We start from the raw sequence: 21,208 nt of genomic DNA, 5'->3' as shown, positions 1-21,208 counted from the left end.
GTTTCAGGCCTTCAGGGTTTCGGCTGTGACGAGATCGAAATCGGGACGGTAAGAGGCGATCTTGTCGAACAACGGGGTCTGGAATTTTTCCGGCACCGGCAGGGCACCCGTCACCATCTTGACGAGGTCGTTATCCTCTTCCGCCATGATGATTTCCAGCTCGTCGAGCTGATCGTCGGAAAGCCCGGCAATATTGTCTTCCGCAAATTGCCCGAGCACCAGATCCATCTCGCGAATGCCCCGGTGCCAGCAGCGGTAAAGTATCCGCCTGCGCCTCGGATCGAGGTCGGCGCTCGTGCGCACCAGTCCAGTCATCGCATTCACCTTTCGGTTGGCTATTCAACAGGATGTTGATTGCGCCCTCCTATAGAACAGGAGGCGAACGCTTGGAACCGGTTTTTATCGAAATAATGCCACGGCGGCTAAAATCTGCCGGTGATAAACAGCCTTTGTCGGGCGCCACGTCTTGCATAACGCGTCCCCTTCCCCGATTTTGCTGAGCATGCGTCCCGCCATTCTCGATCCGCTATTTGCTTCAGTCTCCACCCTTGCCGGTGTGGGGCCGAAGCTTGCCGACCTTCTGGCCAAACTGCTGAGCCGGGAAAATGCCGACGACACCCGCGTGATCGATCTTCTGTTCCACGCACCATCAAACGTCATCGACCGGCGCAACCGCCCGGGCATCGCGCTTGCCGCTCCCGGCGCCATTGTCACCATCCAGGGACGTGTCGACCGGCATCAGCCAGCTCCACCGGGCAATCGTTCCGCGCCCTACCGTGTTTTCCTGCATGACGAGACCGGGGAACTGGCGCTGACCTTCTTCCGCGCCAAGGGAGACTGGCTTTCCAAGGCCTTGCCCGTCGATGAAGAGGTTCTCGTCAGCGGCAAGGTGGACTGGTTCAACGGCCGCGCCTCCATGGTGCATCCGGATTTCATGGTGAAGCTCTCCGAGGCAGAGAACCTGCCGCTGGTCGAAGCCGTTTATCCGATGACAGCCGGGCTGTCTCCGAAGGTGCTGCGGCGGGCAATTGAAGGCGGACTTTCGAAACTGCCGGTCTTTCCCGAATGGATCGACGAGACCCTGAAGACCCGTCAGGGGTTCGGCGACGTGGCATCGAGCTTCCGTGAGTTGCACGACCCACGCGACAGCGCCGATATCGATCCTCAGGCCCCGGCACGCAGACGGCTCGCCTACGACGAATTCCTGGCCGGGCAGCTGTCACTGGCGCTGGTGCGGCAAAGACTGCGCAAGGTCGCGGGCCAGCCGATCCGCGCCAAGGGGGACATTGCTGCAAAAATCCTGTCGCAACTGCCCTTCTCCCTGACGCCGAGCCAGAATGCCTCGGTGAAAGATATCCTGACCGATATGGCCAGCGAGGACCGTATGTTGCGGCTGTTGCAGGGCGATGTCGGCGCGGGCAAGACGCTGGTGGCGCTGATGGCTATGGCAACCGCCGTCGAGGCCGGCGGACAGGCGGTGTTGATGGCCCCGACCGAAATTCTTGCCCGGCAGCATTTCGCCACCATCTCCAAACTCGCCAATGCCGCGGGCATTACGGTTGAGGTGCTGACCGGCCGCACCAAGGGCAAGGAGCGTCGCGAGATCGAAGAACGCGTGGCCTCCGGTGAGGCACAGATCGTCATCGGCACCCACGCGCTGTTCCAGGACAGCGTGAGTTACAAGAACCTCGTGCTGGCCGTGGTGGATGAGCAGCACCGTTTCGGCGTACACCAGCGCCTGCGTCTCACCGCCAAGGGCATCACGCCGCATATGCTTGTTATGACCGCCACGCCCATTCCGCGCACGCTTGTGCTGGCCGCCTTCGGCGACATGGATGTGTCGAAACTCACCGAAAAACCGGCCGGACGAAAACCCATCCAGACCGTGACAATCCCCACAGAGCGCATCGGCGACATCGTCGAGCGGCTGCGCGCCGCGCTGAAGGAGGGCAAGAAGGCCTACTGGATCTGCCCGCTGGTGGAGGAGACGGAAGAGTCCGACCTGATGTCGGCGGAAGAACGACATGCGGTTCTCTCGCAGATGCTCGGTGTCAATATCGGTCTCATCCATGGGCGCATGAGCGGCCCGGAGAAGGACGCCGCCATGCTGGCTTTCAAGAACGGCGAAACCCGGCTGCTGGTGGCAACGACAGTGGTGGAAGTGGGTGTCGACGTTCCGGACGCCACGATCATGGTCATCGAACATGCCGAACGTTTCGGCCTCGCCCAGCTTCACCAGCTGCGTGGCCGGGTTGGACGCGGTGACGAGGCCTCCACCTGCATCCTGCTCTACAAGGGGCCGCTCAGCGAAAACGGCCGCGCCCGACTTTCCATCCTGCGCGACAGCGAGGACGGCTTCCTGATTGCCGAAGAGGATTTGAAGCTGCGCGGCGAAGGCGAACTCCTCGGCACCCGCCAGTCCGGCACCCCGGGCTTCCGCATCGCCAGCCTCGAAGCCCATGCCGATCTCCTGGAAATCGCCCGCAAGGACGCCGCCTATGTCATCGAGCGCGACCCCGAACTGACCGGCCCGCGCGGCGAAAGCCTGCGCACCCTGCTCTATCTGCACCGCCGCGACGAAGCTATCCGCTTCCTGCACGCCGGCTGAAAGTGAACCGCCATGAACATGATCGACCCACGCCGCCCACCGCCCGCCTTCAGAAAGGGCTACGCGCTCTGCTCGCCGCAAAACATCCTGCAACCCGACACCTTCGCCAAAAGCCAGAAGAAAGCGATCGGCAAGGCCTTCAAAAAGCCCGGCCGCAAGAAGGCATGGACCGAGGCACTGGAACAGGGCTGGAGCGTGCGGCTGGTCTATATGCGGCTTTTCGTCCCCGTGTTCCATGCGACCACGACGGGAACAGAGGTGGATGATCTCGATGACGAGGATTGATTTGGTCCATTCAATAGACTAATCTAAAGCGAGATTTAACGCTTAAGGTTAGCCATGCAGATATCCGTAACTGATGCAAAAGGCCAACTGACAGAATTGGTACGACGCGCCGAGGCCGGGGACGAAATCATTCTCACCCGGCATGGTCATGCAGCAGTGCGGCTGGTTCCAGTGGTTGTTGTGGCGGATAAAAAATCCCGCAGGGCCGTGCTTGATAAAGTGCGCGCGGCCGTCGCGACCAAGAGCGACGATGGCCCGGATGCCGCGCATAGTCAGGATTTCCTTTATGACGAGCACGGCCTTCCAAAATGATGGTCATCGATACATCTGCTCTGCTTGCAATCCTGCTTGATGAACCCACAGCAGATGCATGTGCCATGGCTCTCGATACGGATGAATCATTGCTGATATCCGCCGGTACGCTTGCCGAAGCTGTGATCGTAGCGCAAAGACGTGGCCGCAGCCGGGAACTCGAGATGCTGATCGAAGGGCTGAGCGTCGAAATCAAACCCGTTACTGCTAAATCAATCCGTGGCATTTCGGAAGCCTATCGCATCTGGGGAAAGGGTATCCACCCCGCCGGGCTGAATTTCGGAGATTGTTTTGCCTATGAGCTGGCAAAAGCTGAAGGCTGCCCTTTGCTTTATGTCGGCAACGACTTTTCGCAAACAGATATCAGCGGCCTCCTGTAACGCTCAAACCGGCGCAATCATTTTCGGCGGCGTGAAATCCGGAGCCACCAGGCCACCTGAAATCAGCAGTTTCGCCGCGTCTTCCGGTGTCATGTCCAGCATCACGATCTTGTCCTTCGGCACGAACAGGAGGAAACCCGCCGTCGGCACCGGAGTCGGTGGCAGGAAGACAGCAACCATCTCCTGGCCCATCTCGTTGAAGCGATGGGCAAGCTCTCCCTTGACCTCCGAGGATACGAATACCATCGCCCAGGTGCCGGGTGACGGAAACTCGATCAGGCCGACCTTCTTGAAAGAGTTCGAATGCTCTTTCAGGACGGATTCGAACAGCTGCTTGATGCTCTTGTAGATCGGTCGCACCAGCGGCATGCGGTTGAGAACGGATTCGCCGACGCCGACGATCCATTTGCCAATGAGGTTGTTGCCGAGAAAGCCGATGAGTGTGATGCCGATGACGGCGATCAGCAGGCCGAAGCCGGGGATCGCCACATCGAAATATTGCTCGGGATCGTAACGGGCGGGAATATAGGGCTTAACCCAGCTATCCGCCCATTGCAGGAAGCTCCATACCAGCCACATGGTGATGGTGACAGGCGCAAGGATGAGGACGCCCGTGAGAAAGCTGTTGCGCAGACGGGCTGCGAATGAAATTTTGACTGGAATATCGGTCATTTACCGTTCGGAATTAAGCGTTGTCGCTATCGAAACCCGGATGAAAACCGACAATGCCGGATGGAGTTCCGCCATGCAAGCGAAGAACTGTGAAATATTCGTCAGGAATCCCCTTGCCGCTCAGGCCCTCAACATGGCGAAAACCGAAGCGGCCGTAATAGTCCGGATCGCCAGCGACAACTGCGCCAGAAGCACTCAGACGGTCCAGCGCGGCAAGCCCTTCCCGAACCAGCCCTGAGCCGACACCCTGCCTTTGCCGGTCCGGCGCCACCGCTAAGGGCGCAAGACAGAACCAGCCGGTCTCGCCGCCCGACAGTGTTACCGGTGAAAAACCGATATGGCCGATGATGCCTTCGCTGTCCTCGGCAACCAGAGAAACAGTCAGCGCACCGGCCTTGCGAAGCCGTTCGATTATCACATGTTCTGTCTTGTCGCTGTAGTCGACGTTACGGAAGGCATATTCCGTAACGCGAGCAATCGCCTCTTCATCACCTTGCCGCTCCGGCCGGATGATCATTCCACCGTCACCGATTTCGCCAGATTGCGTGGCTGGTCCACATCCGTGCCCATGAAGACGGCGGTGTGATAGGCCAGCAGCTGGATCGGCAGCGAGAAGACCATCGGCGCGATCAGCTCGTCGACATTGGGCAGCGTGATCGTCGCCATGGTGTCGAGCTTGGAGGCAGCGGCACCCTTCTCGTCGGTGATGAAGATGATGCGGCCACCGCGCGCGGCCACTTCCTGCATGTTAGAAACGGTCTTTTCAAAAAAGCGGTCATGCGGCGCGATGACGATGACAGGCATGTTCTCGTCGATCAGTGCGATTGGCCCATGCTTCAGCTCGCCGGCTGCATAACCTTCGGCGTGGATATAGGAAATTTCCTTGAGCTTCAGTGCGCCTTCCAGCGCCAGCGGGAAGCTGGTGCCGCGGCCGAGATAAAGTACATCCTTGAAGCGCGACAGATCGCGCGACAGCGCCTCGATCTGCGGCTGGATGAGGTTCAGCACCTTGCTCATGATGCGAGGCATCTCGATAAGCTGCTGCACCAGTTCCTTTTCCTCGCCCGGCTTAAGCGTGCCGCGCGCCTTGCCCGCGGCAACCGCGAGCGAAGCGAGCACGGCAAGCTGGCAGGTGAAGGCCTTGGTGGAGGCCACGCCGATTTCCGGGCCGGCGAGGATCGGAAAGATCGCATCCGATTCGCGCGCCATGGTCGATTCACGTGTATTGACCACTGCGCCGATCTTCAGTCCCTCTTGCTGGCAATATCGCAAGGCCGCCAGCGTATCGGCGGTTTCGCCCGATTGCGAAATGAACAGCGCGGCCTGCGTGGGAACGAGCGGGATCTCGCGGTAACGGAATTCCGATGCGACATCGATTTCCACCGGCAGGCGCGCGTAACGTTCGAACCAGTATTTGCCGATCAGGCCGGAAAGATAGGCCGTGCCGCAGGCGGAAATGGCAAGGCCGGAAAGCCTGGCGAAATCGATTGCCTTATCGGCATCCTTCACGGTTTTGGAGGCGAAATCCACATAGTGGCTGAGCGCATGGGAAATGACTTCCGGCTGCTCATAGATTTCCTTTTCCATGAAATGGCGGTGGTTGCCCTTGTCGACCACGAAAGCCGTCGCCTGCGAAATCTGGCGCTCGCGTTTCACCGGCTTGCCGGAGAAATCGATGATTTCCGCACCGTCACGGGTCACGATGGCGCAGTCGCCATCCACCAGATAGGTGATCTCATTGGTGAAAGGCGAAAGTGCGATTGCGTCGGACCCCAGGAACATCTCACCCCTGCCGTAACCGACGGCAAGCGGCGGGCCGGAGCGCGCCGAAAGCAGCGTATGGGGATCGTCCTGAAACATCACCACCAACGCATAGGCACCGGTCACGTGGTTCAGCATCTTCAGCATCGCCTCGCGATGGCCAAGCCCTTCGCGGGTGTATTTTGCCAGAAGCTGCGCCACCACTTCGGTGTCGGTCTGGGTGGTGAAGGTTGCACCCTCGGCGCTCAGTTCCTCGCGCAATTCGGAGAAGTTTTCGATGATGCCGTTATGAACGACGGCAACGCCTTCGACGAAATGCGGGTGGGCGTTGGTTTCGTTCGGCACGCCGTGCGTCGCCCAGCGCGTATGCGCGATGCCGACGACACCTGGCAGCGGCTTTTCAGAGACCAGCTTTTCCAGATTGAACAGCTTGCCTTCTGCCCGGCGACGGTCCATCGCGCCATTGTCGATGGTGGCGACACCCGCCGAATCGTAACCGCGATATTCGAGGCGCTTCAGCGCATCGACAAGCCGTTCAGCAACGGGCTGCGTTCCGACAATTCCGACAATTCCGCACATATATTTCTCCAGACGGCGATCTCTTCACCGAAACTTCCAGAGTATTTCCGCCTTTCCCTGAAATGCGAAAATACACCACCTTTTTGTTCTGATGCATTTCCGGACGTAAAACCGCTGCGCACCTTTACTGGAAATGCTTTAACCGTTTCTCTGAAATCGGCAATTATCCCGCCGGTCACTTTCAGTATCGCTCGGTAACGTCATCTAAGAGGATTTTTTCTTCGCTTCCTTCAGCGCTTTCGCCCGCTCACGCAAGGCGACCGCCCTGCCCGGTTTCACCTCCTGGCGCGCGCGCCCGAAAGCCAGCGCATCGGCAGGCACGTCATCGGTAATCACGCTGCCGGAGGCGATATAGGCCCGCTCTCCAATGGAGACGGGAGCAACCAGCGACGAATTCGAGCCGATGAAGCTGTTGGCTCCGATCCGCGTTTCGGACTTGTTGTAACCGTCATAATTGCAGGTGATGGCACCCGCGCCGATATTGCTGCCTGCACCCACGAAAGCATCGCCGATATAGGTCAAATGGTTGACCTTTGCGCCCTCGCCGATCTCGGCCTTCTTGACCTCACAGAAATTGCCGACCTTGGCATTGGCATGCAGGTTTGCACCCGGACGCAACCGCGCAAAGGGACCGACAACCGCACCCTCGGCCAGATAGGCCCCTTCCAGATGCGAAAATGCATGAATGATCGCACCCGGCTCGATCGTCACGCCGGGACCGAAAACGACGTTGGGCTCGATCAGGACATCCTGACCGATCTTCGTATCGAAGGAAAGGAATACTGTCTCAGGCGCGATCATCGAAACGCCGTCGACCATCAATTCGTGACGGCGGCGCTCCTGCCAGAGCCTCTCAATGAAGGCGAGTTCGGCGCGGTTGTTGCAGCCGGTCAATTCCTTTTCCGGTGCATCGATGGCAATGGCGCGGCGGCCGAGAGAACGGGCGATCTCGACGATGTCAGTCAGATAATATTCGCCCTTAACATTGCTGTTGCCAATCCGATCCAGCAGATCCAGCGCATTGCGGCCGTTGATGGCCATCAATCCGCTGTTGCACCAGGTGACCTTGCGTTCCTCGTCGGTGGCATCCTTTTCCTCTCGGATCGCGACCAGCTCGCCATTCTCGACCAGAAGCCGCCCGTAACCCGTGGGACGGTCGGTATGGAACCCGATAACGGCGACATCGGCACCGTCGGCAATCGCCTCGCGCGCCCTGTCGAGCGTGGCTGAGGTGATGAGCGGCACATCGCCATAAGCCACGATGACATCGTCAAAACCGCGTTCGATCGCCTCGCGTGCGGCAAGAACCGCATGACCGGTGCCCTTGCGTTCCTTTTGCAGGAAAGCCTCGACCTGCAGGCCCTTGAGACTTGCCGCAGCAGCGACATTGTCGGCATCGCGCCCGACCACCAGCGCCACCGCGCCGACGCCCGCTCCAGCAACAGCCTCCACCACATGCCCGATCATCGGGCGTCCAGCGACCGGATGAAGCACCTTGGACTTCGAAGACTTCATGCGCGTGCTGTCGCCCGCTGCGAGAATAACGGCTAGAGAGCTGCGCTCCATAAGACCTCCAACACCCCGTCACCGGCCACAGGCGGCCCGGACAGGAGCAATGTTTGACTTTACGCCGGCCGGCACTGCGGACGGGCGTATGGGTGATTTCTTTCCGGCACTGCTATAACGGCGCCCCACTTAAGAAACCATGCAAATCTCCACCAAATTTCCACGCCGATTTTCATCAAACGTGATCAGCGGCAGGCTGGCATGATCTATGGGCGGGAGTTACGGGCCGTGAATTCGAGTATCTGCTGACGGCCGTTTTCAATCAGCCTTTCCATCTCGCGCCGGGCTGCCCCCCCATCGCGCAGGCGAAACGCTTCGACGAGTCGCAGGTGAGAGGCAGACACGTCGGAAATCTCGTTGGGATCGGCTTCCGGGTTGCTCATCCGGAAAATGCCCGCCAGCGCCGCCTTTATCAGCGAACCGACGGTGCGCATGAACGGGTTGCCGGACATTTCGGTGATGAGAACGTGAAAATTCATATCCGCAAGCGCGCGCTTTTCCTTGGAATAAGCCGTGTTGCCCATCTCGTTGGCGTAAGCGACAAGCCTTGCGATATCGGCGTCTTTTGCCCTGGCGGCAGCAAGACCCGCGCCATAGGGTTCGAACGCCTGGCGGATATCGTAGAGATGCAGCAGGAATTCCTCGCTGACACCAGCCTCGAAGTGCCAGAGCAGCACCTCGCTGTCGAACATGTTCCAGCTTTCGCGCTCCGTCACACGGGTACCGATGCGCGCCTTGGGGGAGATCATGCCCTTGGCGGTGAGCGTCTTCATCGCCTCGCGAAGCACCGTTCGAGAGACTTTCAGCCGCTCCATCAGCTCGGCATCGCCCGGCAAGATGTCACCCGTCTTGAAAACTCCGGACACGATATCGAGACCGAGCTTGTGAACGACCTGAGCATGATTTGTCCGCAACTTTCGAAAACCGATCGCCGCATCGAGCATTCCGCGCTGCAAATTCCATGTCCTTCCGTTCGGTTGAAGATGTAAAAATCGCGCCTGACTTGTGTAATCCAGGAAAGCAGCCCGATTTTCAACGCAGAATACAGTGAAAAACATCAATGCGCGTGAAAAGCAAAGCCAAACTTCGTTCGAACAATAAAACACATCAAAATAACAAAGACCGCGCATGAATTGCATGCGCGGTCCCGTTAGCAGCTAGTACCTGCGTGTCACATTATTGCGGCAACTTGTCGTCCACGCCGGCAACGTAGAAGTTGAGGCCGAGCAGAACGCCGTCTTCAGCCTTCTCACCCGCCTTCAGCCATTCCGAACCGTCCTGCTTCTTCACCGGACCGGTAAAGGGGTGCAACTCGCCCGACTTGATCTTGGCTTCGGTTTCCTCAGCCATCTTCTTCACGTCATCAGGCATGTTGGTGTAAGGCGCCATGGTCAGGATGCCGTCCTTCAGGCCGTCCCAGATGGATTCGGACTTCCACGTGCCGTCAAGCAGGGCCTGCGTGCGCTTGATGTAATAGGCGCCCCAGGTGTCCTTGATCGCGGTCAGCTGTGTCTCCGGACCGGCCTTGATCATATCGGAAGCCTGACCGAAGGCCTTGATGCCGCGCTCGGCTGCAACCTGCATCGGAGCCGTCGTGTCGGTGTGCTGCGTCAGGATATCGACGCCCTGATCGATAAGCGCCTTGGCGGCATCGGCTTCCTTGCCGGGGTCAAACCAGGTGTTGGCCCAGACGACCTTGACCTTGAACTCAGGATTGACGGACTGCGCGCCAAGAACGAAAGCGTCGATGCCCATCACCACTTCCGGGATCGGGAAGGAAGCGATGTAGCCGGCAACACCCTTCTTCGACATCTTTGCGGCGATCTGGCCCTGAATGTAGCGGCCTTCATAGAAACGCGAATTGTAGGTCGCGACGTTTTCGGCGGTCTTGAAACCGGTGGCGTGCTCGAACTTCACCTTGGGGAACTTCTGGGCAACCTTAACGGTCGCATCCATGAAGCCGAAGGAAGTGGTGAAGACCAGCTCACAGCCGGAACGTGCCATGCGCTCGATGGCGCGTTCGGCATCCGGGCCTTCCGGAACGCTTTCGAGGAACGGCGTTTCGATCTTGTCGCCGAAATGCTTCTGCAGCTCTTCGCGACCGATTTCGTGCGCCTGCGTCCAGCCGCCATCAGTGCGGCTGCCGACATAGATGAAGCAGACCTTCTTTGCGTCGGCGGCCTCAGCCGAAGAAACGACGCCTCCAAGAGCCGCTATGGAAGCAGCAAGTGCGATGACCAGTTTTTTCATTTTTACCCCTGTTTGGTTTGGAGACTGGAAGTTTTTCTCACCGGTCCGGCACGAAGGATTTGCCCAGTGATGCCGGCGTGTTGATCAAGGTCGTGCGGCGATTATGCGAGATGATGACCAGCACGACAATAGTTGCGATATAGGGCAGCGCCGAAAGCAGTTGCGACGGCACGCCAATGCCGAATGCCTGGGCGTGCAACTGCCCGATGGTGACAGCGCCGAACAGATAACCGCCTGCCAGCACCCGCCATGGACGCCAGGACGCGAAGACGACGAGCGCCAATGCGATCCAGCCACGCCCGGCCGACATGTTTTCCACCCATTGCGGCGTATAGACCAGCGAAAGCTGCGCGCCGGCAAGCCCCGCGCACGCACCGCCGAACATGACAGCCAGATAGCGTGTGCGGATGACGTTTATGCCAAGCGCATGGGCAGAACCGTGATTGTCGCCGATGGCGCGGATCTTGAGACCCGTGCGGCTCTTGAACAGAAACCAGCTTATGCCGGCAACGAGCGCGATGGACATGTAGAAGATCAGGTCTTGCCGGAACAGCAAGGGGCCGATGAAGGGTATCTCCGACAGCACCGGAAAGACGATGGGCTGCAGCTTGACGCCCGGCAGGCCAACGAAGCTTTCGCCCAGCATGCCTGAAACGCCAAGACCGAGAATGGTCAGCGCAAGTCCCGTCGCCACCTGGTTGGTAACGAGCGTCAACGTCAGGAAACCGAAGAGCAGCGAGAAAACCGCGCCCGACGCGATACCGGCCAGAATGCCGAGATAGGGCGAACCGGTCATATGCGCAGCAGCGAAAGCGCAGACCGCACCCATGATCATCATGCCCTCGACGCCGAGATTGAGGACGCCGGAGCGTTCCGCCACCAGCTCGCCCGAGGCGGCAAGGACGAGCGGTGTGGCGGCAGTGATGACCGTGAGAAGGATGGCCTGAAGCATATCCATCATGCCGCTCCTTGGCTGTTATGCGCCTTGCCGGTGAAGACGATCCTGATGCGGTAAAAGATCAACGTATCGCAGGAGAGTACGAAGAACAGCATCAGCCCCTGAAACACACGCGTCACCTTGTCAGACACACCGATGGAAAGCTGCGCCGCCTCACCACCAAGATAGGTCAGTGCAAGCACCAGCCCGGAGAGGATGATACCGAGCGGATTGAGGCGGCCGAGAAAGGCGACGATGATGGCGGTGAAGCCGTAACCCGGAGAAATGCTGGGCTGAAGATGGCCGATGGAGCCGGAGGCTTCCGAAATGCCCGCAAGCCCGGCAAGCGCGCCGGAAAGCAGCATCGAAAACCAGACCATGCGGCTCGATGAGAAACCGGCAAAACGCCCTGCCCGCGCCGATTGGCCAAGAACCGTGACCTCGAAGCCTTTCAGCATGTAACGCATCATGAACCACAGCGCGATGGCCGCCACGATGGCAAACACGAAACCCCAATGCGCCCGGCCCGATGCCAGCATTTCCGGCAGCACTGCGCTCTCGTTGAAGGGTTTCGTCTGCGGGAAGTTATAGCCGCCCGGATCGCGCCAGATGCCGCGCGTCAGCCAGTCGAGAAAAAGCTGCGCGACATAGACCAGCATCAGGCTGACGAGGATTTCGTTGGTGTTGAACTTCGTCTTCAACAGCGCCGGAATACCGGCATAGAGTGCGCCACCGATGGCGCCCATAACCAGCATCAACGGCAGGATGAGTGGCGAATGCCAATCCGGATAAAGCACCGGCAGGATGGAACCGGTGATCGCGCCAATGGTGAATTGTCCTTCCGCGCCGATATTCCAGTTGTTGGAGCGATAACAGATAGACAGGCCAACCGCGATCAGGATCAGCGGTGCGGCCTTGATCGCCAGCTCATGCAGCGACCAGACCTCCAGCAGAGGCTCGATGAAAAAGGCGTAAAGCGCATCGAGCGGATTTTTGCCGAGTATGGCGAACATGATGGCGCCGACAAGCAGCGTCAGCACCAGTGCCAGAAGCGGCGAGAGAAGGGTAAATAGCTTCGAGATCCCTGCCCGTTTTTCAAGCTCAATGCGCATGCTGGGCGGCTCCTGACTGTGTGTGGACGCCGCCCATCAGCAGGCCGATCTTTTCAAGCGTCATGTCTTCCACCGGATAGGCCTGCGAAAGCTGCCCATCGGAAATGACCGCGATATTGGTGGCGACCTCGAAGATTTCATCGAGGTCCTGGCTGATGACGATGACGGCAGAGCCGGCTTTGGCGAGATCGACCAGCGCCTGCCGGATACGGCTCGCCGCCCCCGCATCCACACCCCATGTCGGCTGGTTGACAACAAGCACGGCCGGTTGACGATCGAGTTCGCGCCCGACGATGAATTTTTGCAGATTGCCACCTGACAGCGATCCCGCCAGCGGATCTGCCCCGCTTTTGCGCACATCCATGGTTTCCGATATGCGCCGCGCCGCCGCCTTGATAGCTGAACCCCTGACGATGCGCAGAAAACCGCCCGTCAGAAAGGCCTTACGGTCGGAGCGCGCCCGCGCCAGCAGAAGATTGTCGGAAAGGCTCATGCCGGGAACCGCGGCATGGCCGTGGCGCTCCTCGGGTACGAAACCGGCGCCCATCAGCCGTCGGCCATTGATGCCGATGCGGCCGACCGGCTTGCCGCGGAGATGGATCGCATCATTATTATAGACGGGATATTCGCCCGAAAGCGCATCGAACAACTCGCCCTGCCCGTTTCCGGCAACCCCGGCAATCGCCAGCACTTCGCCGGCGCGCACAGTCATGGAAACCGCTTTCAACGCCACGGCAAAGGGCGTGCGTGGCGCAACGGAAAGCCCCATGACTTCGATCTGCGGTTGACCGAGGGCATCGCCCGTCGGTCGCGAAACGCTTGCGACATCGCTACCCACCATCATGCGCGCCAGAGATGCCGGTGTTTCCTTGCGCGGATCGCAGGCCCCCGTAACCTTGCCATGGCGCAGAACGGTAGCGCGGTCGCAGATACGCTGCACCTCTTCCAGCCGGTGGCTGATATAAAGCACCGAACGGCCTTCGGCCTTCAGCTTCGCCAGCGTCTCGAACAGTTTGTCCGCCTCCTGCGGTGTCAAAACCGAAGTCGGCTCGTCGAGAATGATAAGGCGCGGGTTCTGCAACAGGGCGCGCACGATCTCGATACGCTGGCGCTCGCCAACCGAAAGATCTGCGACATGCGCATTGGGATCGAGAGGCAGGCCATAGGAGCGCGAAAGCTGTTCCGCTTCCTTGGCGATTTCCTTCAATGAAATTTTCGGGTCCAGCGACAGGGCGATGTTTTCAGCAACCGTCAACGCCTCAAACAGGGAGAAATGCTGGAACACCATGCCGATGCCGAGCCTGCGGGCCTCGCTTGGCGAACCTATGGAAACCGGCTGACCCTGCCAGACGATATCACCCTCGCTCGGCGAGAGCACGCCGAACAGCATCTTGACGAGCGTGGACTTGCCCGCGCCGTTTTCACCCAGAAGCGCGTGGATTTCGCCCGGCGCTATATCGAGGTCGATGCCGTTGCATGCGGCGAAATTGCCGAACAGCTTGGTCAGCTTGCGAACGGACAGGAGAGGCACGGCCTCCGGCGCCATAGTTCCAGTCACGAATTCCCTCTCTACACCGGCTACCCATGCTTTCTTCGAAGCATTTCAGCAACCGTGGTCATTGTTCCCAATCAGGCTACAACACGTATGCAATGCTGCGCGATCATGATTTATTGATAACTGTTTTGCTGCTGCGCACAACTGAAAAAGACGTTGCTTAAATGCAATTTGCACAAGCAATAAACGGCTTTACGCTTTTCTTATTTCGCGCCGAGCGCGGGGAAAAACTGCAATATTCCGCCGATGCAATAGAGATAAAGCCCGCTCGCCACAAAGCCGATCACCGCCCAGGTCGGCGTTTCGAAATGCATCAGCAACGCATAACCGCCAAGCGCGCACCAGACGAACACGATTGCCAGATTAAGCGGCCGCAATCGCTTCACGCGCACCGGATGCAGGAAATTGATCGGCAGGAATGTCAGGAACACCGAAACGGTAACAACAGTCATGGCTGTTGTGGCGCTGGCATCCATGACGAACAGCGTGAACACCACCATGTTCCACACCACCGGAAAGCCGGAGAAGAAATATTCGTCCGTCTTCATGCCCATGTCGGCGTAATAGATGGCGCTCGACACCACGATCATGCCAGCCGCAACGAAGGATAGCGGTTCGCCGATCATGCCGCTCTGGTAAAGCGCAAAGGCGGGCAAGAGCACATAGGTGACATAGTCGATGATATTGTCGAGCGTATCGCCGGACCAGTTGGGCAGAACTTCCTTCACCCGAACCTTGCGGGCGATGGGCCCGTCAATGCCATCCACCAGCAGCGCAAGCCCCAGCCACCAGAACATGTCGACAAAGCGGTGTTCGGAAGCGGCGACGACGCCAAGAAAAGCCAGAAACGACCCGGATGCCGTCAAAATATGAACGGAAAAGGCGCGGATTTCCGCGTAGGGAACACGCTTGTAGTTGAAAATTTTCATGGTCAGCGTCTGCGCCCCGCTTTTCATCCGCCCTGTTCATTCCGGTATGCGGCCATTCACCACGCTTTGCAACCGGCTGATCTGGCTTATCCTAGGACTAATATAGCGGTACAACCAACGAATGTTTACGCCGGGATGTTCCGGGGTCAAAGTGGATTTACCCGCGCAAAGCCTTTATGATGCCTTGGAAATAACAACGGATCAGGACCATGAGACACTTCGATATCGCCATCACTGGTGCGGGACTTGCGGGCCAGATTGCGGCCATAGCGCTTGCGCGGGCGGGCCGCCACGTGGCGCTTGTTGCGCCCCCCAGCGAAAAGAAGGACCGGCGCACCACGGCGCTGATGGACCAGTCGATCCGCTTCATGGACCGCCTTGGCCTCTGGTCGCGCATAGCCCCTGCCGCAGCCCGTCTTTCCACCATGCAGATCATTGACGGCACCGACCGCCTGCTGCGCGCGCCCACCGTGCAGTTCCGCTCCTCTGAAATCGGGTTGGATGCATTCGGCTGGAATATTCCCAATGAGGCGCTGCTTGGCGTGCTTAGCGAAGCGGTCGAACAGGAACACAATATTACCCGCTTCGAAACCACCGCCGAGACGATTGATATCGGCAACGACCGTGTATCGGTAACACTTAGCGATGGTGAAGCGCTCTCCGCAGATTTTCTGATCGGCGCGGATGGCAGGAAGTCGATGGTGCGGGATGCAGCCGCAATCGGCGTCAAATCCTGGTCCTATCCCCAGACGGCCATCGTTTTGAACTTCAGCCATAGCCGACCGCACGGCAATGTCTCGACAGAATTCCATACGCCCACGGGACCTTTCACGCAGGTTCCCCTGCCCGGCGACCGCTCCAGCCTCGTCTGGGTTGTCACTCCAGCGCAAGCGGAAGAGTTGACGGCACTGCCGCTTGAAGCGCTCAGCCTCAAGGTGGAAGAGCGCATGCAATCCATGCTCGGCGCCGTTACGGTGGAAGACAGCGTGCAGGCATGGCCACTGTCTTCCATGACCGCGCATCGCTTCGGCAAGGGCCGCGTCGCCCTGGTCGGCGAGGCTGCACATGGTTTCCCGCCCATCGGCGCACAGGGTCTGAACCTCAGCCTGCGCGACATCATCGCCCTCACCGAACTGCTCGGCGCCGTCTCCGACCACCCGATTGCGGCGGATGCCGGCAGCAGCTTCGACCGCAAGCGGCGGGCGGATGTCTACACCCGCACCCTCAGCGTCGATCTCCTCAACCGGTCGCTGCTTTCCGATCTACTGCCGGTGCAGATGGCGCGTGCGGCTGGTCTGCATGTGCTATCCGGCATCGGCACGCTCAGAAGCATGGTCATGCGCGAAGGCATCGAGCCGGGGCGCGGGCTGAAGGCCCTGCCCTCGCTGCTGTTCGGCAGCTTCAAAAAGGCTGGATGAAATAAACCACGCCCGTCAGCGTGAAGACCGAAAGCACCGTCGAGATCAGGATCGTCGCCGATGCCCTCTCCTGCCAGACGTGATATTGCTGGCCGATGACGAAGACATTCGTCGCGGTCGGCAAGCCCGCAAGCAGCACGGCGGAATAGATCCATACCGGTTCGAACCGCCCGAGCGACGAGAGCACAAGATAAGCGGCAAGCGGATGCAGGATAAGCTTTGCCGGGACGATATAGCTGATTTCGACCGGCACCCGCTTCATTGGCCGCAGCGCCAGCGTGACACCCATGGCAAACAGAGCGCATGGTGCTGCCGATTGCGCCAGATAGTCCACCAGCCGCTGCACCGCCTCCGGCGGCTGCCATGACAGCGAAGCGGCCAGAAAACCGGCGATTACCGACACGATGAACGGGTGAGTAATGACCTTGCGCGCCACATCCAGCGCAAGCCTTGCTGCAGAGCGCTTGTCACCGCCCGCAACCGCCATCATCGCCGGTGCGACGATGAAATGGGCGGCGTTTTCGAGACAGACGATCAGCGCGACGGGCACTGCCGCTTTTTCACCGAGCGCCAGAAGCGCAAGCCCCGGACCCATATAACCAATATTGCCGTAGCTTGCCGCGAAACTCTGGATCGTCGTTTCGGCGAGATTGTTCTTTCTCACGAACCGGCCGATCAAAAACACAGCCAAGAAAATGCCGTAGGTGCAGGCAAGACTGGCGGCAACGAAATCCATGCGCGTCAGTTCTTCCACCGGCGTTTTCGACACCAGCTTGAAAAACAGCGCCGGAAGCGCCGCATAGATGATGAAGGTGTTCAGCCAGCCCATCGCCTCGACCGGCTGTTTCGTTATGCGCGCCGTGCCGTAGCCGATGAAGATCAGGCCGAAAAACGGCAAAAGCAATCCGACGATATCGGCCACAGTCTTTCCCCCGCGTATGAAATACGCGGGGAGGCTTAGCCGATTTTCATCAGGATCGGAAAGGTCTCCTGGAACCAGATCGCCACATTGGTGATGAAACCGGTCATGAAAGCGAGGCCGGTGAGCACCAGCAACACACCCATCAGCTTTTCCACAAGACCGAGATGGCGGCGGAAACGGACGAGGAAACGCATGAAGGAACCGGAAAAGGCTGCAGCAATCCAGAATGGCACCGCAAGGCCAAGCGAATAGACCGCAAGCAGCATCGCGCCATCTCCAACCGTGTCACGCGAGGCGGCAACGCCGAGGATCGCGCCGAGGACAGGACCGATGCAGGGCGTCCAGCCGAAGGCAAAGGCGAGGCCCATGACATAGGCGCCGGAAAGCGTGGCCGGTTTGCCCGCCCCCTGAAACCGCGCCTCACGCGAAAACAGGCCAATGCGGAAAACACCGAGAAAGTTAAGGCCCATCAGGATGATGATGAAACCGCCAATCTTGGCGAGAATATCGAGGTTCTGGCGCAACAGCGTGCCGATCGTCGAAGCACCGGCACCCAGCGCCACGAAGACCGTGGCAAAACCGAGCGTGAAGAAGAAAGCCGAAAACAGCACGGCCCTGCGGATTTCAGGCCGCGGCGCGGTATTCTCCGTCCTGAACTGCTCCACCGAAACACCGGCCATATAGCAGAGGTAAGGCGGCACCAACGGCAGGACGCAGGGCGACAGAAATGAAAGGGCACCGGCCAGAAGCGCGCTGAACAGGGAAATATCGGCAATCGACAAGAAAGAACTCCGCATTGACGCATGTCTCCCAAAAGCGGGAATCGGTTTTGGGATAACGTCACGCGCAAAAAGATCAGCAAGGCACGTCGCGATTCCCGAGATTCGCCGCGTTTCACGCTCTCATTTTGGCGCATGCCATTGCCGCAAAACGATTTCACCGGTTTGCCAGACATGTCTGAAGCCGCTTTTATCCCCAGCCGCCCCCTCTCTCCAATCACCTTTTCGGGGGTGCGACAAAAAAAACCGGATTGATTGTAGAAAGCGCTTTTTTTGGGTTGACCGAACGGATCGCTCTACCTATGTTCCGCGCACTTCCGAAGGGCATCCCAGCCCCGACACGGGAGAGCGTAGCTCAGCCGGTAGAGCAACTGACTTTTAATCAGTAGGTCCAGGGTTCGAATCCCTGCGCTCTCACCACCTTCATCAAAGATATCAATAAGTTAAGACGCATAATGCCCATCGATATGTTCGCTGGCGGTAACGATATGCGCTTGCGCCGCGTGACTTGAAGTTGCGTTACGACAGATCTCGTCCCTGAAACTGCCTCCCAGAAGAACGCAAATCGCCGCCCTCCCTCACACGCCGACCCCTGGCTCGCGAACCGGCCGATAAGGCCGCTCAATGCAAAGCATGGTACGATGGCGTGTGCTAATACCTGATCCGTGTAGGGGCGACCTTCGGTCCGGAGTCGGTCGTCGGATTGGCGCGAGCCAAGGGAGAAAGAACAATGGCAACCCATATCGAAGACGACAGTGACATGCTCATACCTCAGGACCTGGCGGAGGGAGCGAGCCGTTATCTGGGGAAACCGCTTGAGCTGCTGCCGGACAGGGAAAAAGCAATATTTCGTCGTCTTGCAGCAAGGCGCACCATCTCGGCGGACGCGAATGCGGTTTTCGACGAGAGACTGACGCCCGGCCAGCGGCTTGCGGATGCAGTTGCCAAATTCGGTGGCTCCTGGACCTTTATCCTTATATTTGCGGCTTTGCTTGCGATATGGCTGAGCGCAAACATCATCGCGGCTTCGAACGCCTTCGATCCCTACCCGTTCATTTTCCTCAATCTCATCTTATCCATGCTCGCAGCGGTTCAGGCGCCGGTGATCATGATGAGCCAGAACCGCCATGCAGCCAAGGATCGAATCGACGCCGCACATGACTACGAGGTCAATCTGAAGGCAGAGATCGAAATCATGGCGCTGCACGATAAGTTCGATCGGATGCGCTCTATCGAGCTGAAAGCCCTCGTCGATAAACAGCAGCAGCAGATCGACCTTTTGACAAAACTCGTGCTGAAACAAACAGGCTAGAAAATTTACGTCAGAATACGGAAAATCGCGCCCGCGCGCCGATTCCATGTGCAACGGAACGCGCTTTGTGTGCCGGTCGTACAGTAGCAGCTGCAGCACTTCATGGATGGTTTCCAGACAAGCTATGTGCTTGCGCATCCCTCATATAGAGCGCAGAATAAATCAATGGCAGCATTTGAAGCGGGCGCTGTTGTGTAAAGGTGCATCTGCCTTGGCCCCAACCAAAGGAGGACGAAATGTCTTCCATCAATCGAAAACGAAATGTCGATCCAGATCGTGCGCCCCTGCTCGTCAAGGCGATCGACAGGCTTGAAAAAGGTGCTGCAACGTTAGGCGGTTCGTCGAAACTGGACGCGTGCAGGCGAGTTCTGATCGCCGCCATTCGGCGTGGTTCCGGCAGGCGTAAACCAATCCCGGCTGCGTCGGCTCCTCACCATAAGAACCGGGAAATATTTCAGTTTACCCAAAAATCCGGAAGCCCGGCTGTCGAGAGATGGGAAAATGAAGGCGGCGCGATCAGATGATCGTTGTCACCTGCCCAGAACGGAGTGATCATCATGGCGTCAAGTGTCCATCTAGAAGAAATGACATCGGCGGAATGCATCGCATTCCTTTCCCGGATGAGCTTCGGGCATCTTGCCTGTATCGATCATGACAGGCCCTATGTGGTGCCGATCCATTTCGTGTTTCACGAGGGTGGAGTCTACAGCTTCTCGATGATGGGAGCCAAGATAGAGAATATGCGCCTGAACCCTCATGTTTGCCTTCAGGTCGATGAGGTCAAAAACACCAGCACATGGACAAGCGTAATTCTCCATGGCCTCTATCAGGAGCTTGAAGATAACGAGCAATGGCAAAGCGAGCGGATCTACGCCTGGTCTCTGATCCAGAAACACCCGAACTGGTGGGAGCCGGGAGGCTCAACGATCCATCCGCACGAAAATGGAACAGACTCCACCAAGCCGATTTTCTTCAGCATCCAAAAAGAAAGCCTCACGGGCCGCAAAGCGGTCCAGAGGGAAGATTTCGTGCGTTAAGCGGCCTCCCTCTACAGATAGGCGTACACATACCGCGCGATATTGTCATAAAAACTGGAGAGATAGGCTGGCACCCGGTTCAACCGGGCAAATTTGCTGCCGCGATATTCCGCGCGCGTTCCGACCAGCGTGTCTGGATCGCCGAAAGGCAGAAAATCCTTTTCGGTGACGTAGACATGCGTGCCGTAACCCCAGCCGCATTCCAGCGCCCGGTCGAAAGGCAGCGTCATCACCCTTGCCGCTTTCAGAAACTTCTCCGCTCCACCGCGTGAGATGATATAGCAGGCCGACGATCCCTGTGGCCCGTATATGCAGCGCCCCAGCTTGTCTCCGAGAGCGCTGGTCTTCCTGGCTCTGAAACCTCTGTGGCGGTGATTGGTCAGCTTTACGATGGAATTCTCAGGCATGATCGCGATCATTGCCTTGACCCGATCGGAGAAGTCAGGCGTGAAGGCAACATCATCCTCAACGATCACGGCAACCGGCGCATCCGTGGCGAGGAAAATCTCCAGTGCCTTGATATGGCTGGCATAACAGCCATACTCCCCAGGCAAGGCATGACGGCCGTTGCGAAGCTCAAAGCCGCGCCTGTTAAAATCCGTCCATTCGGCAGCGGGAATGGTCTTACCGTCAACACCTTCCACCGGGCGCAAATCCAGCCCAAGACCTGATGCTCCGTTCAGCATCTTTTCAATACGGGCGCGCGCTCTGGCGATGGAGATGATGTAAACGGGAAAAGCGGATATCGGCAGCATTCGGAAAGCACCATGCGCATAGGGTCGGGAAACCGTCTC

At 58.6% G+C, this 21,208-nt stretch carries 22 protein-coding genes and 1 tRNA gene; 9 read left to right on the top strand and 14 right to left on the bottom strand.

What is annotated here, in order from left to right; translation table 11 throughout:
- Window positions 1-3: 3 nt before the first annotated feature.
- Window positions 4-315, bottom strand: a complete 312-nt coding sequence (locus tag FB593_RS00885) for a succinate dehydrogenase assembly factor 2 (protein ID WP_113473079.1) — start codon at window positions 313-315, stop codon at window positions 4-6.
- Window positions 316-502: 187 nt separating this feature from the next.
- On the opposite strand from FB593_RS00885, the gene recG reads away from it, so the two are divergent.
- The 4 genes from recG to FB593_RS00865 are packed head-to-tail and all read left to right on the top strand — an operon-like array spanning window position 503 to window position 3,585.
- A complete protein-coding gene (recG, locus tag FB593_RS00880; RefSeq protein WP_112497451.1) occupies window positions 503-2,608 on the top strand; it encodes an ATP-dependent DNA helicase RecG in 2,106 nt (701 codons plus the stop codon).
- A gap of 12 nt (window positions 2,609-2,620) precedes the next feature.
- The gene (locus tag FB593_RS00875; protein WP_003515743.1) at window positions 2,621-2,893 is read left to right on the top strand and encodes a hypothetical protein; all 273 of its coding nucleotides are present in this window, start codon (window positions 2,621-2,623) and stop codon (window positions 2,891-2,893) included.
- A 54-nt stretch (window positions 2,894-2,947) separates the two neighbouring features.
- Entirely contained in the window at window positions 2,948-3,205 is a 258-nt protein-coding gene (locus tag FB593_RS00870; protein ID WP_003515745.1) for a type II toxin-antitoxin system Phd/YefM family antitoxin, read from the top strand.
- Window positions 3,202-3,585 carry a type II toxin-antitoxin system VapC family toxin gene (locus FB593_RS00865; RefSeq protein WP_112292232.1) on the top strand — a complete coding sequence of 128 codons (384 nt, stop codon included), beginning with the start codon at window positions 3,202-3,204 and terminating at the stop codon, window positions 3,583-3,585. The genes FB593_RS00870 and FB593_RS00865 overlap by 4 nt, the downstream gene beginning before the upstream one ends.
- A 3-nt stretch (window positions 3,586-3,588) precedes the next feature.
- Here FB593_RS00865 and FB593_RS00860 read toward each other — a convergent pair whose 3' ends face one another.
- The 10 genes from FB593_RS00860 to pcsA form a co-directional block, all read right to left on the bottom strand.
- Entirely contained in the window at window positions 3,589-4,257 is a 669-nt protein-coding gene (locus FB593_RS00860) for a DUF502 domain-containing protein (RefSeq protein ID WP_003515749.1), read from the bottom strand.
- Window positions 4,258-4,270: 13 nt separating this feature from the next.
- Window positions 4,271-4,774: a GNAT family N-acetyltransferase gene (locus tag FB593_RS00855; protein WP_112959200.1), complete on the bottom strand. Its 504-nt coding sequence runs from the start codon at window positions 4,772-4,774 to the stop codon at window positions 4,271-4,273.
- On the bottom strand, window positions 4,771-6,597 hold the full coding sequence (gene glmS / locus FB593_RS00850) for a glutamine--fructose-6-phosphate transaminase (isomerizing) (protein ID WP_080798336.1): 1,827 nt from the start codon (window positions 6,595-6,597) through the stop codon (window positions 4,771-4,773). The genes FB593_RS00855 and glmS overlap by 4 nt, the downstream gene beginning before the upstream one ends.
- A gap of 204 nt (window positions 6,598-6,801) precedes the next feature.
- Window positions 6,802-8,163 (bottom strand): bifunctional UDP-N-acetylglucosamine diphosphorylase/glucosamine-1-phosphate N-acetyltransferase GlmU, encoded by a 1,362-nt coding sequence (glmU, locus tag FB593_RS00845; protein WP_003515755.1) that lies wholly within the window; start codon window positions 8,161-8,163, stop codon window positions 6,802-6,804.
- A gap of 206 nt (window positions 8,164-8,369) precedes the next feature.
- Complete coding sequence (locus FB593_RS00840; protein WP_145166478.1) at window positions 8,370-9,107, bottom strand: FadR/GntR family transcriptional regulator; 738 nt, start codon at window positions 9,105-9,107, stop codon at window positions 8,370-8,372.
- Window positions 9,108-9,339: 232 nt separating this feature from the next.
- Window positions 9,340-10,413: a BMP family ABC transporter substrate-binding protein gene (locus FB593_RS00835; RefSeq protein ID WP_003515759.1), complete on the bottom strand. Its 1,074-nt coding sequence runs from the start codon at window positions 10,411-10,413 to the stop codon at window positions 9,340-9,342.
- 37 nt (window positions 10,414-10,450) lie between these two features.
- Window positions 10,451-11,371 (bottom strand): ABC transporter permease, encoded by a 921-nt coding sequence (locus FB593_RS00830; protein ID WP_019566110.1) that lies wholly within the window; start codon window positions 11,369-11,371, stop codon window positions 10,451-10,453.
- The gene (locus tag FB593_RS00825; RefSeq protein WP_065687273.1) at window positions 11,371-12,462 is read right to left on the bottom strand and encodes an ABC transporter permease; all 1,092 of its coding nucleotides are present in this window, start codon (window positions 12,460-12,462) and stop codon (window positions 11,371-11,373) included. Before FB593_RS00825 ends, FB593_RS00830 begins: the two co-directional genes overlap by 1 nt.
- Window positions 12,452-14,008 carry an ABC transporter ATP-binding protein gene (locus FB593_RS00820; RefSeq protein ID WP_162711083.1) on the bottom strand — a complete coding sequence of 519 codons (1,557 nt, stop codon included), beginning with the start codon at window positions 14,006-14,008 and terminating at the stop codon, window positions 12,452-12,454. The genes FB593_RS00825 and FB593_RS00820 overlap by 11 nt, the downstream gene beginning before the upstream one ends.
- A 212-nt stretch (window positions 14,009-14,220) precedes the next feature.
- Window positions 14,221-14,946: a phosphatidylcholine synthase gene (gene pcsA, locus FB593_RS00815; RefSeq protein ID WP_025593712.1), complete on the bottom strand. Its 726-nt coding sequence runs from the start codon at window positions 14,944-14,946 to the stop codon at window positions 14,221-14,223.
- 209 nt (window positions 14,947-15,155) lie between these two features.
- Here pcsA and FB593_RS00810 point away from each other — a divergent pair, with 209 nt between their 5' ends.
- Window positions 15,156-16,364 carry a UbiH/UbiF family hydroxylase gene (locus FB593_RS00810; RefSeq protein WP_145166259.1) on the top strand — a complete coding sequence of 403 codons (1,209 nt, stop codon included), beginning with the start codon at window positions 15,156-15,158 and terminating at the stop codon, window positions 16,362-16,364.
- Here FB593_RS00810 and FB593_RS00805 read toward each other — a convergent pair.
- Together FB593_RS00805 and FB593_RS00800 are read right to left on the bottom strand one after the other, a co-directional pair.
- Window positions 16,348-17,286 (bottom strand): AEC family transporter, encoded by a 939-nt coding sequence (locus FB593_RS00805; RefSeq protein WP_013636340.1) that lies wholly within the window; start codon window positions 17,284-17,286, stop codon window positions 16,348-16,350. The genes FB593_RS00810 and FB593_RS00805 overlap by 17 nt on opposite strands.
- A gap of 35 nt (window positions 17,287-17,321) precedes the next feature.
- Window positions 17,322-18,068, bottom strand: coding sequence for a cytochrome c biogenesis CcdA family protein (locus FB593_RS00800; protein ID WP_025593718.1), 747 nt, complete (start codon window positions 18,066-18,068; stop codon window positions 17,322-17,324).
- Window positions 18,069-18,409: 341 nt separating this feature from the next.
- Between FB593_RS00800 and FB593_RS00795 the strand changes: the two genes are divergently transcribed.
- The 4 genes from FB593_RS00795 (at window position 18,410) to FB593_RS00785 (ending at window position 20,414) form a co-directional block, all read left to right on the top strand.
- A tRNA-Lys gene (locus FB593_RS00795) sits at window positions 18,410-18,485 on the top strand.
- 310 nt (window positions 18,486-18,795) lie between these two features.
- The gene (locus tag FB593_RS00790) at window positions 18,796-19,377 is read left to right on the top strand and encodes a DUF1003 domain-containing protein (RefSeq protein ID WP_003515941.1); all 582 of its coding nucleotides are present in this window, start codon (window positions 18,796-18,798) and stop codon (window positions 19,375-19,377) included.
- Between the two features lie 236 nt (window positions 19,378-19,613).
- Complete coding sequence (locus FB593_RS27405; protein ID WP_162760805.1) at window positions 19,614-19,901, top strand: hypothetical protein; 288 nt, start codon at window positions 19,614-19,616, stop codon at window positions 19,899-19,901.
- Window positions 19,902-19,934: 33 nt separating this feature from the next.
- Entirely contained in the window at window positions 19,935-20,414 is a 480-nt protein-coding gene (locus tag FB593_RS00785) for a pyridoxamine 5'-phosphate oxidase family protein (protein WP_236735593.1), read from the top strand.
- Between the two features lie 11 nt (window positions 20,415-20,425).
- Here FB593_RS00785 and FB593_RS00780 read toward each other — a convergent pair whose 3' ends face one another.
- Window positions 20,426-21,169: a glycosyltransferase family 25 protein gene (locus FB593_RS00780; RefSeq protein ID WP_113473076.1), complete on the bottom strand. Its 744-nt coding sequence runs from the start codon at window positions 21,167-21,169 to the stop codon at window positions 20,426-20,428.
- Window positions 21,170-21,208 lie beyond the last annotated feature (39 nt).

The organism is Rhizobium sp. SJZ105, assembly GCF_007828365.1.
Lineage (GTDB): Bacteria > Pseudomonadota > Alphaproteobacteria > Rhizobiales > Rhizobiaceae > Agrobacterium > Agrobacterium tumefaciens.
Note: the sequence above shows the minus strand (reverse complement) of the source record. Positions and strands in the feature narration are given on the sequence as shown.

What these genes read in the sequence shown, in the direction of transcription:
- FB593_RS00785 (WP_236735593.1), top strand. Translation starts at nt 19,935, where the DNA reads ATGGCGTCAAGTGTCCATCTAGAAGAAATGACATCGGCGGAATGCATC.
- pcsA (WP_025593712.1), bottom strand. Translation starts at nt 14,946, where the DNA reads ATGAAAATTTTCAACTACAAGCGTGTTCCCTACGCGGAAATCCGCGCC.
- FB593_RS00865 (WP_112292232.1), top strand. Translation starts at nt 3,202, where the DNA reads ATGATGGTCATCGATACATCTGCTCTGCTTGCAATCCTGCTTGATGAA.
- FB593_RS00855 (WP_112959200.1), bottom strand. Translation starts at nt 4,774, where the DNA reads ATGATCATCCGGCCGGAGCGGCAAGGTGATGAAGAGGCGATTGCTCGC.
- FB593_RS00840 (WP_145166478.1), bottom strand. Translation starts at nt 9,107, where the DNA reads ATGCTCGATGCGGCGATCGGTTTTCGAAAGTTGCGGACAAATCATGCT.
- recG (WP_112497451.1), top strand. Translation starts at nt 503, where the DNA reads ATGCGTCCCGCCATTCTCGATCCGCTATTTGCTTCAGTCTCCACCCTT.
- FB593_RS00885 (WP_113473079.1), bottom strand. Translation starts at nt 315, where the DNA reads ATGACTGGACTGGTGCGCACGAGCGCCGACCTCGATCCGAGGCGCAGG.
- FB593_RS00820 (WP_162711083.1), bottom strand. Translation starts at nt 14,008, where the DNA reads ATGGCGCCGGAGGCCGTGCCTCTCCTGTCCGTTCGCAAGCTGACCAAG.
- FB593_RS00835 (WP_003515759.1), bottom strand. Translation starts at nt 10,413, where the DNA reads ATGAAAAAACTGGTCATCGCACTTGCTGCTTCCATAGCGGCTCTTGGA.
- FB593_RS00780 (WP_113473076.1), bottom strand. Translation starts at nt 21,169, where the DNA reads ATGCTGCCGATATCCGCTTTTCCCGTTTACATCATCTCCATCGCCAGA.
- glmU (WP_003515755.1), bottom strand. Translation starts at nt 8,163, where the DNA reads ATGGAGCGCAGCTCTCTAGCCGTTATTCTCGCAGCGGGCGACAGCACG.
- FB593_RS00870 (WP_003515745.1), top strand. Translation starts at nt 2,948, where the DNA reads ATGCAGATATCCGTAACTGATGCAAAAGGCCAACTGACAGAATTGGTA.
- FB593_RS00810 (WP_145166259.1), top strand. Translation starts at nt 15,156, where the DNA reads ATGAGACACTTCGATATCGCCATCACTGGTGCGGGACTTGCGGGCCAG.
- FB593_RS00875 (WP_003515743.1), top strand. Translation starts at nt 2,621, where the DNA reads ATGAACATGATCGACCCACGCCGCCCACCGCCCGCCTTCAGAAAGGGC.
- FB593_RS00790 (WP_003515941.1), top strand. Translation starts at nt 18,796, where the DNA reads ATGGCAACCCATATCGAAGACGACAGTGACATGCTCATACCTCAGGAC.
- FB593_RS27405 (WP_162760805.1), top strand. Translation starts at nt 19,614, where the DNA reads ATGTCTTCCATCAATCGAAAACGAAATGTCGATCCAGATCGTGCGCCC.
- FB593_RS00825 (WP_065687273.1), bottom strand. Translation starts at nt 12,462, where the DNA reads ATGCGCATTGAGCTTGAAAAACGGGCAGGGATCTCGAAGCTATTTACC.
- FB593_RS00860 (WP_003515749.1), bottom strand. Translation starts at nt 4,257, where the DNA reads ATGACCGATATTCCAGTCAAAATTTCATTCGCAGCCCGTCTGCGCAAC.
- glmS (WP_080798336.1), bottom strand. Translation starts at nt 6,597, where the DNA reads ATGTGCGGAATTGTCGGAATTGTCGGAACGCAGCCCGTTGCTGAACGG.
- FB593_RS00830 (WP_019566110.1), bottom strand. Translation starts at nt 11,371, where the DNA reads ATGGATATGCTTCAGGCCATCCTTCTCACGGTCATCACTGCCGCCACA.